Genomic DNA, 11,751 nt, shown 5'->3' on the forward strand with positions numbered 1-11,751 from the left:
ATTTAAGACAAAAGGATACTAATATATGAAATCATCAAAAAGTGAAATTGTTTTTCTCTTTCTTACCCTGATTGTTTTAGGACTCTCAGCTGGTCTTTACTTCACCTTCGGACGTCAAGAAGCGACTGTTTCAACAAACCAAACTAGCCAAACAACAAGTTCAACAAGCGACAGCAATCTTACTGCAACTGCTGAAGAAGCCGTTAAAGCACTTGAAGACAATCAAAACCAAGACAACCTTGCCTTGGCTCAAGCTGCTGTTGATGCCGTGACTGACCCAACAAGCAAGGCTAGTCTTCAAGCTCGTATCGATGCTGTTTCAACTGAATTGACTAACCAAGCGACAGCTAACGCTTCTGTTGCAGCAGCTGAAAGCAACCCAACTGATACAACACTGACAAATGCTCAAAATGCTATCAATGCCGTTGGTAATACAAGTGTCAAAGCTAGCCTTCAAGCTCGCCTAGATGCCCTATCAAGCGTTACTGCTGCAGCTGCAACGACAACAACTAGTCAAAGCGCTGCAACATATAGCACTTACACAAATGATGCTACTGTGACAAGCGACGGTTACCAATAATGAGCTTAGCTCTCATCTTTTCAGCCATAGGGGCCACCTGCTTAGCGGTGTCCTCTTTTGCTAAGCAGAAAAAAAGCATGATGGCTTGGCAGATTGCCGACTATATTTTCACAGCCATAGCCAATTTCATGCTAGGTGGCTACACTGGTGCCATTACCATCACAGTCTCTATTGTCAGAAATAGTTTGATTATAATTCAAAAAGACAGCAAAAATATGACTATTTTCTTAGTTCTTATTCAGATTGTGCTGGGAAGCTATTTCAACAAACTTGGCTTGATTGGCTATTTGCCTATTCTGTCATCTGTCTCCTACACTATCGCAACCTTCATGACTGATAAGGTTCAATGGCTGCGCTGGGTTATCATTGAAAATATGTTACTCTGGCTGGTCTATGATTTGACCATTAAAGCCTATCCTGCTGTCGCTATGGATATCTTTATCAGCCTGTCAACCAGCTTTGCTATTTACAAAGACTACAAGAAAAACAGCCTTTCGTAGGGCTGTTTTTTCTTATTCGACCTCGTAACCTAATAGGATACCGCCATCTTCAGCATAAAAACTGCAGAGTCCTGAAGTTGGAATTGCCTGAACTTGAGCTTGGGGAAAATCTTTCTGAATCAATTCCCGAAGGCTCTGGCAAATCTTCTCATTATTGCAGTGAGCAATCAAAACTCGCCCACCTTGATAGCCAGCCTTACGCATCTCATCATAGGAAGCCTGAACAGCTTTTTTCTGACCACGCGCTTTTTGCAAAAGCTCCAAGGTTCCTTGGCTGCTAGCTTCACCAACCATGCGAATGTTTAAAAGTCCTACTACCTTACCGACGAGCTTACTGAGACGACCATTCTTGACAAGATTATCAACCTTGGCGAGAACAAAAAGCAGCTTAGTCTTTTCTTGATAGGCAGTGATGCCATCGACAACCTCTTCAAAGCTCAATCCTTGAGCAATCAGACGATTAATTTCTTCAACCAGAAGGTCACATTCGCCACCAGCTGAAAGACTGTCAATGACATGAATCTTACGGTTAGGATTTGTCTCTTGGAACATCTCCTTGGCTAGCCTTGCAGCATTGTAGCTTCCTGATAGATTACCTGTAATAGTCACCACAATAACATTATCTGCTCCTTCATAGGCCTGTAAAAAGGCATCAGGACTTGGACAGGCTGAACTGGCAGCCGCTGGCGTTCCATAGAGGGTCGCCATCATATCTTCTATATTTAACCCTTCATCATCGACAAAAATCTGATTTCCAATTTGTAGGGTCAAGGGTACACGTACAAAACTTGTTTGTGGGGCAAGCTCTGCAACTTCTCTCAAATCACAGCCTGAATCGGCAACAATTTTCCATGACATAGCATGTCCTCATTTCTATTTGCTTAAAAGGTATGTTTCTTCAAATTAGTTTGACATACAAACTAATTTCACTTACAATTATAACATGAAGAGACTCTGACAGGATCAAAAAACTGTCAGACGTCACAAATAGAAAGGACTTGTCATGGCTGAAAAACGGATATCATCTGAATCTATCAAGAATTTGAGAAAATCCAACCGACTCTCTCAAAAACTAACCATCGAATCCCTAGAGACAGCCCTGCTACAACTCCTTGAAAACAAGTCCCTAAAACAACTGACCATCTCTGAACTCGTCAGCAAGGCTGGCGTCTCACGCAATGCCTTTTACCGCAACTTTACATCCAAAGAAGCCATCCTCAAAGGCCGCTTTCGTCGTGTTATTCGTCGGATTATGAAGCAAATGCAGCGCTTCAATCTGGAAGAAGACCGCTATCAAGCCTGGCTCTTTCTCTTTAGGGAGAGTAAAAAAGAGGCTCATCTTATCCGACTTGCCAAAGAAAACCAATTGGACCACTGGCTGAATGAGATGGTACTGGAAAGCCTATCCAAATACCAAAATCATAGGAAGAAAGAGTTAACATCTTACAGTAACTTCTTCTGGTCAACAGCTATTTTATCAGTCCTAATCAAATGGATTTCTGATGGCATGACCATTCCAGAAGAGGAGATGGCTGCCATAGACCTTCCATTACTTCCCTAATTACAAAAAAATCTCCAATTCAATTTCGAATCGGAGATTTTTTCATTATAAAACGTAATCGTAAATAGCCTGCGCTACACCTGCTTGATCATTTGTTGTCGTTGTGTAACGGCAGAGAGACTTGATGTCTGCGGAAGCATTTCCCATAGCAACGCTGTGCTTAGCATAGGTCAACATCTCAAGGTCATTAGCAGCGTCACCCATGGCCATGATATTGTCTTCTGTCAAGCCCAAATGCTGGGCTAAAACCTTGAGGGCTGATGCCTTGGTTGCCCCCTTAGGCATAGCCTCGTAAATGTAAGATTGGCTTCTAACGGTTGAAAAGACTTGGCTGAGCTCTCCATCCACTGACTGTTCAAAAGGATCTAAAAATTCTTTTTCCCCCATATACATGGCTTGGAAAATGATTTCTCCTTCTTGGTCAATTGCTTCCAAACTTCTAGCCTGGGCTGTGTCAAAAACCAAGCCAGCATCATAAGCAACCAAATCTGACACTTTGTCCGCCACTTCATAGTAGGTTTTCTCACCTGTCAAAGTCAAGCTAACACCTTCAACATCCTGACAAGCTGCCTGCAGTTGGGCAATCTCCTGACTAGTCAGAGATTCATAGTGAATCAAGTCCCAGTCCTTGGTATTGTATATCGTGCAGCCATTATTCATGATAATATATTCTTCCTCAGTCAAACCTAGCTTTTCAAAGTAGGGAAGGATTCCAGACTTGGGACGACCTGTGCAGAGCACAATCTTAACTCCTGCTGCAGCCGCCTTTTGGATGGCTAGAATATTTTCTTCTGGAATCTCCTTTTGACTATTCAATAGCGTTCCGTCCATATCAATGGCAATCAGTTTAATCATCTTTGTCCTCTCTTTCCACCCAAGTCACCTTAGGTAAGTGCCAATTTTTCCAATAACCATACATTCTCAAAACTGTCAAGGCAATCACAAGACCAAAGTAGCCCAGATCACTGGTGACAATATGGAAGTAAATAAGCAGGGCAGCTAAGATTGCCCAGCCAGCATAGATCTCACTTCTGAGGATAATGGGCTTGCGCCCTGCCAGAACATCACGAACAACGCCACCTCCTGCTCCAGTCAGAACAGCAGCAACGATTACGGCACTCAATGGCTGATGGAGATTTTGCGCGTGCAGAGCTCCTTGAATTGAAAAAGCTGCCAAGCCCAGGGCATCTGTCCACAGCTCCGCCTTTTTCCAATGCCTAAAAACCAGCTGCGGAAAAATAATCAAAAGAAGGATGGCCACAAGCGCTGTATAGAACTCCAGTTGCTGACTCCAGAGCGCCGTCATAGGGAGACCAATCAGCAGATTACGAATAGTACCACCACCAAAAGCAGTCAGAAAACCAAGCGTAAAAATCCCCAAAACATCAAAATCTTCCTCAATAGCAACCAAGGCACCCGACACCGCAAAAGCAATCGTACCAATGATTGACAAAATCTCCCAAATCGTGGATTCCATTAAACTTCCTTTCAAAATTTATGATACAAAGGGACGTTCCAGCTTGCTGGAAATTCACGAAGAAAAATAGGAAGGCTGACAGAGAGGCTAGCCTCTCTGGAAGACTTATCTTTTTCCTAGTGAATTAGTCCTGTGTTCAAATAACATGATACAAAAGCCGTTAAGCGAGCAAGACAAAAATATGCTCAAACTGTCTGGGAGACAGTTTGAGGTGGGTAATGAAGAAAGTAAAACTTTCATCAAAAGTCCCAAATCTTTGATTTCGCAGACGCACCCACATCAGGGCGACTAGGTGCTTCAGCACCAGACGCCTACGACGCTTAAAACAATGCATAGTCGCTAGACTCTAGTAAGAACTATCTTTTTTGCACTTCTCAAAGGCTGGTATTTGACTCTCATGACATAAGCCCCTAGCAAATAGCCATAAAAAGCGCATTCATCATTTAGCTATTCCTAGTTTATCATGAAAAGGTGCTTCTATAAAGACAAAATATTGGCTAAGAATACACTTCAAACATAAAAACACTGTAACTCAATCTTGAAAGTACAGTGTAATTTTATTTTTTGATTCGTATCTCCCTTTAAACAAAGGGAATTTCCTCTAACTCAAACAGTAAATTTATCAAAGATATAAATCTTTCTCTAGCCTATTCAATCTATGAAGATATTATTTTATCCTGCGGCTTGACGTCCAGCATCAATAGCCATCTTAAATATAGATCCGAATTCAACTGCAAAATGTTCCATATGCCCAACAATTGCTTCATCAGGAACTCCTGCTGGCGCAAATATACCTAAATCCACTTTCAAACCTGTTTCTGTCGGGATGAATTGATGCATCGCATATTGTTGAATATTTAACTCTTTAGAGACAAGATGTCCAACACCAAAAATGATATTAACAGCTCTAGGATCAACTTTTCCTGGTAACTGATTCGTCTTTGGATCTAACATTTCCAATCGGAAATAAGAGGGATTTTTATAACCTCCAAAAGTTTCCATAACATGTTGAACATTACCCTTTTGAGAAAAAACATAATGTTCAGGATGAATAGCATAGGATGCTTGCACATCCATACCACCTTCTTTATCAATATTGGCAATCAATGCTGGACTAATACCTTTGATTTCAAAGATAACGTGAGCTTCTTTGAGAGGTGCACCTTTTGGTGTATTCGCAACAATGTCAGTCCACATTTGGTCACTTTCAGCTAATTTATCCGCATAGAGCTCCAAGATTTTATCTTGTCCCAAAGCAAGCTTGCTTTCGATAGAGGCTTGCAACAACTCGTCTTCACTCAGTGAGTAAAATTGATTATTTGGCAATGGTTGACCATTTAAGTATAGTGTTTGTCCAAAATCAACCAGTTCTTGCAGTACATGAGCTGAGCGCATAGCTTTCCAGTGGCTAATTTCTTCCCAACAGACTTCACGACCATTGATAGTAGCTTTCAATTCAGGATATTGTGTCATTTGAATATACCTCATTTCTTTTGATGACAGTATTGTAACTCTGTCTTCGTTCAAAAACGAGAGACAATTAACCCAAATCTATTCCTTTTGGGACAAATCAAGCTTAATTGTTCCGAAGAAGTTGCAAAAGTTGGGATAAATCATCAAAGATTTCATCAATTTCACTCTCTTCACCCTGAAATATTCCTTTTTCTTGACAAATTAAAAGCTCCAAAACCAAGGCAGAAAGTAGATTTACTGATATTTCCGGTCGGTTGATCTTTACTCGATCTACAAATGTATTTTGAAAAATAGTCATTAAATGATTTTTAAGCATAGAGTCGATTTCTAATTCCTTATTAGCAATCCGACGTAAGAGTAGTAATTCTCTAGTCTCCTCCCTTAAATTATCGAGTAGCCCAGTAATATTCTTATCTTCAGTCTCAAGATGGAGATGCAAGGTTTGTTCGTAATTATAAGAAATTTCTGCTATTAACTGCTCTACTAAATCATATTTATCTAAATAATAACGATAAAAAGTTGTTCGACCAACCATAGATCTCTCAAGAATATTAGCAACCGTTATTTTAGCAAAATCTCTTTCAGATAATAACTCAAAAAATGCTTGCTTAATAGATGTCTTCGTTTTATATTGACGTAAATCCATTATATTCACTCCTTTTTCTTAGTATAGCATACTCTTATTAGTTTCATGCGATGTCATCAATACTAGTCATTCATCTGTCAAACGTAACAAATTTTGGTGACATGACTCAGATTTTACTGTAACTTTCTAAGTGTTTTAATATAATCTATAAGAAAAAAATGAGCATTCCCTATCATATATAGGAATGCCCATTTCATGTAAGCTAGTTTTTGAAAACTGTTTTTTCTTATTTAATCTCTTTTCCTAGGCTATAATTTGTACCTTTAAGAGCATTTTTGAGGGAGAGTTTAAAAGGTTTACCTACGATTTTAGCTTGACCTGTCTCATGGTTAACCTCAACTGATTCAACGCCACGAACTGCTGAAAGTTTTTCAGTTACTGTTTTGGCACAGCCTTCACATTTCATTCCTGATACTTCATATACTTTTTCCATAATAGAACCTCTTTCTACTTTCTTATTTAGCTTAATTTAATATATTTCAAACGCAAGGCGTTGAGGACAACGGATACTGAGCTGAAGCCCATAGCCAAACCTGCAATCATAGGATTGAGGAGTGGTCCTCCAAAGAGATAGAGGACACCCATGGCAACTGGGATAGCAAGGACATTATAGATGAATGCCCAGAAGAGATTTTCCTTGATGACTTTGATGGTCAAACGGCTGATAGACAAGGTTTTAACCACATCTGAAATCTCTGGTTTCATCAAGATAATATCGGCTGATTCAATAGCAATGTCAGTACCTGAACCGACTGCGATACCGATATCAGCTGTTGCAAGGGCTGGGGCATCATTGATTCCGTCACCGACCATAGCAACATTTTTGCCCTGAGCTTGCAAGTCTTTGATAGCTTGTGATTTTTGGTCTGGCAAGACATCGCTGATAACACGTTTGATACCAACTTCTTTGGCAATAGCTTGCGCTGTTCTTTGATTGTCACCTGTCAACATGACAACTTCGATTCCCATAGCCTGCAAGCGAGCTACTGTTTCTTTACTGTCTTCCTTAACAAGGTCGGCAACAGTTATCAAACCAATCAATTGACCTTCTTTAGCAACATAGATTGGGGTTTGACCTTTCTCAGTAGCCTCAGCAACCAAGTCCTGAACTTGCTCAAGAGAAACGCCTTCTTGCGTCATGAGTTTGTTATTCCCAACAAAGATAGTCTGTCCATCAATGTCAGCCTGCAAACCAAAACCTGTCAATGATTGGAAGTTGTCAATCGGAAGTAATGTCAAATTGTCACTCTCAGCCTTTTCGACAATGGCTTGGCTAAGTGGGTGTTCAGACATTTTTTCGATAGAAGCTACTTGAGCTAGTAAGCTCTGCTCATTTTCCCAAAAAGCGTGAAGGGCAACAAGTTGAGGTTTTCCTTGTGTGATAGTACCAGTCTTATCAAAGACGATAGTATCCAAGTGGTGAGCATTTTCAAGGGTATCACCACGTTTGTAGAGGATACCATTTTCAGCGGCACGACCTGTACCAACCATGATAGCAGTTGGAGTCGCAAGCCCAAGAGCACATGGGCAGGCAATAACAAGAACAGCGATGGCAGTTTGAAGGGCAAAGACGAAAGTTTGACCCATGATAAAGTACCAGAAGAGACCTGTCAAAAGGGCAATTGTCATAACAACTGGAACGAAGACACCTGACACCTTATCGGCAATCTTAGCAATCGGTGCCTTAGTCTGTTGAGCATCCTCAACCAGTTTGATGATTTGTGACAAGAGCGTGTCATCACCAACTTTTTCCGCACTGATAGTGAGGGCACCTTGACCATTGATAGAGGCTGCAAAGACTTGGTCATCTGCTGCTTTTTCCACAGGAATTGGCTCACCCGTCAACATGGATTCATCAATTGAAGAGCTACCAGAGATAACCTTACCATCAACAGGAACCTTTTCTCCTGGGCGAACCAGAACTTGGTCCCCAAGGACAACATCTTCGATAGGGATAGACACTTCCTGACCGTCACGGATAACACGAGCTTCCTTAGCAGACAACTTCATCAGCTTTTGGATAGCGTCTGACGTGCGACCCTTAGATAAGGTTTCAAAGTATTTCCCAAGCGTAATCAAGGCAAGGATAACTGCCACTGACTCAAAGTAGAGCTCGTGCGCATGGTGGGCATGTCCCAAACCGATATGATACATGCCGTACAAGCTGTAAATAAAGGCTGCGCTGGTTGCCAAGGCAACCAAGGAATCCATGTTTGGGTGCCCCTTGAAAAGGGCGCGATAGCCATTAACATAGAAACGTCTGCCAAAATACATGACCGGAAGGGTCAAAAGCAACTGCACAGTCGCAAAAATCATCGGCTGACTAGTTGGTGATAGGATATCAGGCAACCAGAGACCCATCATTGACCCCATTGAGATGTAAAGAAGAGGCACTGCAAAGGCTGAAGACCAGAGGAATTTATTCCACATGCTCTTAGTAGCCTCGTCCTGACGCTCTGACTGACTTTTAGCTGTTGCAGGATCATAGACACTAGCGCTATAACCTGAATCAGCAACTGCTTTTGCAATATCAGACTCAGAAACCAAACTTGGGTCATAATTGACCGTCATCTTCTCTGTTGTCAAATTGACAACGGCACCATCAACATTATCCATCTTTTTAACGGCATTTTCGACAGTTAGTGCACAAGAGGCACAGGTCATGCCGTCAATGACAAAGACTTCTTCTTTCATAATAAACCTAACTTTCTAAAGACTGTAAATCTGTTTGTATAGTGGATTGAGACAGATAGAACTGGCATTCATCGAAGCAATTCAAGACCATCCTAACTTTTATTCCATTCACTATATCACTGATGTTCCTTACAGGTGCATTGACCCTTGATACAGTTACAAGGAACGTTAGAAACAGTCGTCTTTTGACTTAGCAAGGCCTGCAAGCGAGCAATATCTTCAGCTGTCATCGGAGCTTCTTCCAGAAGATGTTCAAAGATAGACAGGTGCTTTTGCTGGCAAAATTTAGCAAAGGTCTGATCTACCTGACGATTGATACTCTCTTCTTCAGTCATCAAAGGTCGATAAATAAATGCCTTGCCAACTCTCTCTGTCACCAGATAGCTCTTGTCAACCAGACGTCTCAAGAGAGTCTTAACTGTCGATGCTGTCCATTCCGTCTTCTGACTCAGAACATCTAAAATTTCACTTGAGGTTGTCTCTTGCTTGGTCCAAACCACTCTCATGATTTCCCATTCAGCATTTGAAATTGTCATAGAAAACTCCTTTCTTCTTTATTGAACAAGGCTTATATTCAAGTTTTCAACTTTTTATATCCTTCGTTTACTTTTGTAAACTTATTATATTACCTTGGTCTACAATTGTCAACTTAAAAATCTAAAAAAAGTCCTGAGACTCTTTTTTAATATCTCACATCCAACTGAGTCCATATCTTGCTCCAGTTCTTTTTAGCCTGACGCTCCCGATAGACAGACATCCGATCTTTGTCCGCTGCAAAATGCGGTGTTGCTTCTACAATAAATTCTTCAATATCATCAGAGCCATATGGGAGAAAAAGGTCTAGATGACCTTGTGCATTAAGACGCGCAGCAATGGCTGTACAGCGCTCAGGGTATTTACTAACTGCATCGCATGAAGACAGGTAGGAGCTTGTATTCGGACTGTGGCTATGCATATAGACTTGATTTTTGACTTCCCACTTGTAATCAGGATAGCGGTGATTAAGATCTTCTTGCAAGGCCAATGTTTGCTCATAGGTAACTGTTGGATCATAGAAAATCACATCTAAATCACTAGCATTCTCGAGACCTTTCCTATTTGATAAAGTATTCCAAACATAATTCCTCAGAGTGCCAGCAGCTAGCCAAGAATCCTTCAAACCTAGCTCTGCGATTATCCTAAAAATCCGCATCAATTCTGGGTCCTGCTCAAATAAAGTCACGAGATCCATAAAATGTCCTCACTTGTAGCCTTGACTAGCCAGAAAGCGCTCAATCTGATCTAGGTTATCAGCAAAGAGAGTCTTTTGTGCGACCTTCGCATCTAGAAAACCAGAGGCAACCATGGCCTCAAACTGAGCCTTTAGAGGATTATAGTAACCATTGATATTCAGTAAAATGCAGGGCTTATCATGCTGACCAACACGCGCCAAAGAGATTGCTTCCGAAATCTCCTCAAGAGTCCCTGGACCACCAGGCAGAGCAAGGAGGATATCACCCTTTTCAATCATCAGTTGCTTACGTTCACTCATTGTCTCTACAACAGTCAGGTCTGTCAAACCAGCGTGAGCAATCTCACGATCTCTCAGAAAAGTTGGTATATAGCCGAAAACTTGTCTTCCACCAGCCAAGACTGTATCTGCTAATATTCCCATCAGCCCAACCTTACTGCCACCATAAACCAGATCATAGCCAGAATCTACCAACCACTGTCCAAGCTCAAGTGTTGCCTCTTTAAAACTGTCATCCTTACCTAAACTAGCGCCCAAATATACGGTCACTCTCATTGTCATTCTCACTTTCTTTCAATCTACTTCTATTGCTTTAATCATAACACAAAAGCAAAAAAGAGGCTGGCCTTAGCCAACCTCTTCTTTTTGGCTCTATAATTTCTGTAGTGGGTAAACCCACCATAGAGATTGTAGGGCTTTTTGAGTATAAAAAAGTCCCACATGACCTATAATGAAAAGCGACAAAACCATCATTAGAAAGATTCATATGGAACAAATAGATTATATCAAAGACTCGCTCGATATTAAAGACCCTAACATCACTTTTGAAAAAGAATTTGATAAATTTTCAACTCACAAAGTCTTTTATGCCAAATTAGATTACGATGCGCCGCAATGCTCCAGCTGCCAAGAAAAAATGGCTAAGTATGACTTCCAAAAGCCCTGCAAGATTCCGTACTTGGAGATGGTGGGCTACAAGGTTCTCATTCGTCTCAAAAAGCGCCGTTTTAAGTGTAAATCTTGCGGAAAAATGGCTGTCGCTAAGACTTCGCTTGTTCGAGAAAACCATCAAATCCCCAATATTGTCAACCTCAAAATCACGGAGAAACTCATGAGCCGTGAGGCTATGTCCAACATCGCTAGCGACCTTGCCATCTCTGTTTCAACTGTCTATCGCCAACTTAACCGCTTTGAAAGTAAGACTGATTTGAACTGGCTTCCTGAAAATATGTCTTGAGACGAGTATGCCTTCAAGAAGGGGAAAATGAGCTTTATCGCTCAGGATTACGATTCTAACAAGATTATCGCTATTCTTGATGGACGCACGCAGGCTGTCATCAGAAACCACTTTCTGCGCTATTCTCACAAGGTTCGCAGACGCGTTAAAGTCATAACAATGGACATGTTCAGCCCTTACTATGGACTTGCCAAATCCCTTCGCTCTGTTATTTTCAAGCTCAGGCTGAAACAGTCTATCCCCAGACTGTTTCACTCCCTAACGCTAAAATTGTCCTGGATAGATTTCACATTGTCCAAAATCTATCTCGTGCTATGAACCGATTGCGTGTTCAAATCATGAACCAATTTGA

At 41.2% G+C, this 11,751-nt stretch carries 13 protein-coding genes and 1 pseudogene; 4 read left to right on the top strand and 10 right to left on the bottom strand.

All coding sequences use genetic code 11. The features are described 5' to 3' along the window. The first annotated feature begins 25 nt into the window (after positions 1-25). Entirely contained in the window at positions 26-580 is a 555-nt protein-coding gene (locus tag JOC28_RS02665) for a peptidase (protein ID WP_205009099.1), read from the top strand. Continuing rightward, positions 580-1,080 carry a YgjV family protein gene (locus JOC28_RS02670; protein WP_205009100.1) on the top strand — a complete coding sequence of 167 codons (501 nt, stop codon included), beginning with the start codon at positions 580-582 and terminating at the stop codon, positions 1,078-1,080. The genes JOC28_RS02665 and JOC28_RS02670 overlap by 1 nt, the downstream gene beginning before the upstream one ends. Before the next feature lie 12 nt (positions 1,081-1,092). Here the strand turns inward: JOC28_RS02670 and JOC28_RS02675 are convergent, their stop codons facing one another. Beyond that, positions 1,093-1,938, bottom strand: a complete 846-nt coding sequence (locus JOC28_RS02675) for a DegV family protein (protein ID WP_205009101.1) — start codon at positions 1,936-1,938, stop codon at positions 1,093-1,095. A gap of 145 nt (positions 1,939-2,083) precedes the next feature. Here JOC28_RS02675 and JOC28_RS02680 point away from each other — a divergent pair, with 145 nt between their 5' ends. Beyond that, the gene (locus JOC28_RS02680; RefSeq protein WP_205009102.1) at positions 2,084-2,641 is read left to right on the top strand and encodes a TetR/AcrR family transcriptional regulator; all 558 of its coding nucleotides are present in this window, start codon (positions 2,084-2,086) and stop codon (positions 2,639-2,641) included. Positions 2,642-2,686: 45 nt separating this feature from the next. On the opposite strand, the gene JOC28_RS02685 is transcribed toward JOC28_RS02680, so the two are convergent. From JOC28_RS02685 to JOC28_RS02725, 9 genes are all read right to left on the bottom strand, one after another. Then, positions 2,687-3,496: a Cof-type HAD-IIB family hydrolase gene (locus JOC28_RS02685; RefSeq protein ID WP_205009103.1), complete on the bottom strand. Its 810-nt coding sequence runs from the start codon at positions 3,494-3,496 to the stop codon at positions 2,687-2,689. Continuing rightward, positions 3,489-4,118, bottom strand: a complete 630-nt coding sequence (locus JOC28_RS02690; RefSeq protein ID WP_205009104.1) for a trimeric intracellular cation channel family protein — start codon at positions 4,116-4,118, stop codon at positions 3,489-3,491. Before JOC28_RS02690 ends, JOC28_RS02685 begins: the two co-directional genes overlap by 8 nt. Positions 4,119-4,790: 672 nt before the next feature. Continuing rightward, positions 4,791-5,591: a hypothetical protein gene (locus tag JOC28_RS02695; RefSeq protein ID WP_205009105.1), complete on the bottom strand. Its 801-nt coding sequence runs from the start codon at positions 5,589-5,591 to the stop codon at positions 4,791-4,793. Between the two features lie 103 nt (positions 5,592-5,694). Further along, positions 5,695-6,237, bottom strand: a complete 543-nt coding sequence (locus JOC28_RS02700) for a TetR/AcrR family transcriptional regulator (protein WP_205009106.1) — start codon at positions 6,235-6,237, stop codon at positions 5,695-5,697. Between the two features lie 226 nt (positions 6,238-6,463). After that, positions 6,464-6,670 carry a heavy-metal-associated domain-containing protein gene (locus JOC28_RS02705; protein ID WP_205009107.1) on the bottom strand — a complete coding sequence of 69 codons (207 nt, stop codon included), beginning with the start codon at positions 6,668-6,670 and terminating at the stop codon, positions 6,464-6,466. Between the two features lie 26 nt (positions 6,671-6,696). After that, positions 6,697-8,931, bottom strand: a complete 2,235-nt coding sequence (locus tag JOC28_RS02710; RefSeq protein WP_205009108.1) for a heavy metal translocating P-type ATPase — start codon at positions 8,929-8,931, stop codon at positions 6,697-6,699. A gap of 116 nt (positions 8,932-9,047) precedes the next feature. Further along, positions 9,048-9,467 (bottom strand): CopY/TcrY family copper transport repressor, encoded by a 420-nt coding sequence (locus tag JOC28_RS02715; RefSeq protein WP_205009109.1) that lies wholly within the window; start codon positions 9,465-9,467, stop codon positions 9,048-9,050. 146 nt (positions 9,468-9,613) lie between these two features. Beyond that, positions 9,614-10,162 (bottom strand): nucleotidyltransferase family protein, encoded by a 549-nt coding sequence (locus JOC28_RS02720; protein WP_205009110.1) that lies wholly within the window; start codon positions 10,160-10,162, stop codon positions 9,614-9,616. Positions 10,163-10,171: 9 nt separating this feature from the next. After that, positions 10,172-10,717, bottom strand: coding sequence for an LOG family protein (locus tag JOC28_RS02725; protein WP_205009116.1), 546 nt, complete (start codon positions 10,715-10,717; stop codon positions 10,172-10,174). 211 nt (positions 10,718-10,928) lie between these two features. On the opposite strand from JOC28_RS02725, the pseudogene JOC28_RS10685 reads away from it, so the two are divergent. Beyond that, positions 10,929-11,751, top strand: a pseudogene (locus tag JOC28_RS10685) (transposase); the annotation flags it as partial.

The organism is Streptococcus loxodontisalivarius, from assembly GCF_016908645.1.
Classification (GTDB): Bacteria; Bacillota; Bacilli; order Lactobacillales; family Streptococcaceae; genus Streptococcus; species Streptococcus loxodontisalivarius.

What these genes read in the sequence shown, in the direction of transcription:
- JOC28_RS02680 (WP_205009102.1), top strand. Translation starts at nt 2,084, where the DNA reads ATGGCTGAAAAACGGATATCATCTGAATCTATCAAGAATTTGAGAAAA.
- JOC28_RS02675 (WP_205009101.1), bottom strand. Translation starts at nt 1,938, where the DNA reads ATGTCATGGAAAATTGTTGCCGATTCAGGCTGTGATTTGAGAGAAGTT.
- JOC28_RS02715 (WP_205009109.1), bottom strand. Translation starts at nt 9,467, where the DNA reads ATGACAATTTCAAATGCTGAATGGGAAATCATGAGAGTGGTTTGGACC.
- JOC28_RS02725 (WP_205009116.1), bottom strand. Translation starts at nt 10,717, where the DNA reads ATGAGAGTGACCGTATATTTGGGCGCTAGTTTAGGTAAGGATGACAGT.
- JOC28_RS02695 (WP_205009105.1), bottom strand. Translation starts at nt 5,591, where the DNA reads ATGACACAATATCCTGAATTGAAAGCTACTATCAATGGTCGTGAAGTC.
- JOC28_RS02670 (WP_205009100.1), top strand. Translation starts at nt 580, where the DNA reads ATGAGCTTAGCTCTCATCTTTTCAGCCATAGGGGCCACCTGCTTAGCG.
- JOC28_RS02720 (WP_205009110.1), bottom strand. Translation starts at nt 10,162, where the DNA reads ATGGATCTCGTGACTTTATTTGAGCAGGACCCAGAATTGATGCGGATT.
- JOC28_RS02710 (WP_205009108.1), bottom strand. Translation starts at nt 8,931, where the DNA reads ATGAAAGAAGAAGTCTTTGTCATTGACGGCATGACCTGTGCCTCTTGT.
- JOC28_RS02685 (WP_205009103.1), bottom strand. Translation starts at nt 3,496, where the DNA reads ATGATTAAACTGATTGCCATTGATATGGACGGAACGCTATTGAATAGT.
- JOC28_RS02700 (WP_205009106.1), bottom strand. Translation starts at nt 6,237, where the DNA reads ATGGATTTACGTCAATATAAAACGAAGACATCTATTAAGCAAGCATTT.
- JOC28_RS02705 (WP_205009107.1), bottom strand. Translation starts at nt 6,670, where the DNA reads ATGGAAAAAGTATATGAAGTATCAGGAATGAAATGTGAAGGCTGTGCC.
- JOC28_RS02665 (WP_205009099.1), top strand. Translation starts at nt 26, where the DNA reads ATGAAATCATCAAAAAGTGAAATTGTTTTTCTCTTTCTTACCCTGATT.
- JOC28_RS02690 (WP_205009104.1), bottom strand. Translation starts at nt 4,118, where the DNA reads ATGGAATCCACGATTTGGGAGATTTTGTCAATCATTGGTACGATTGCT.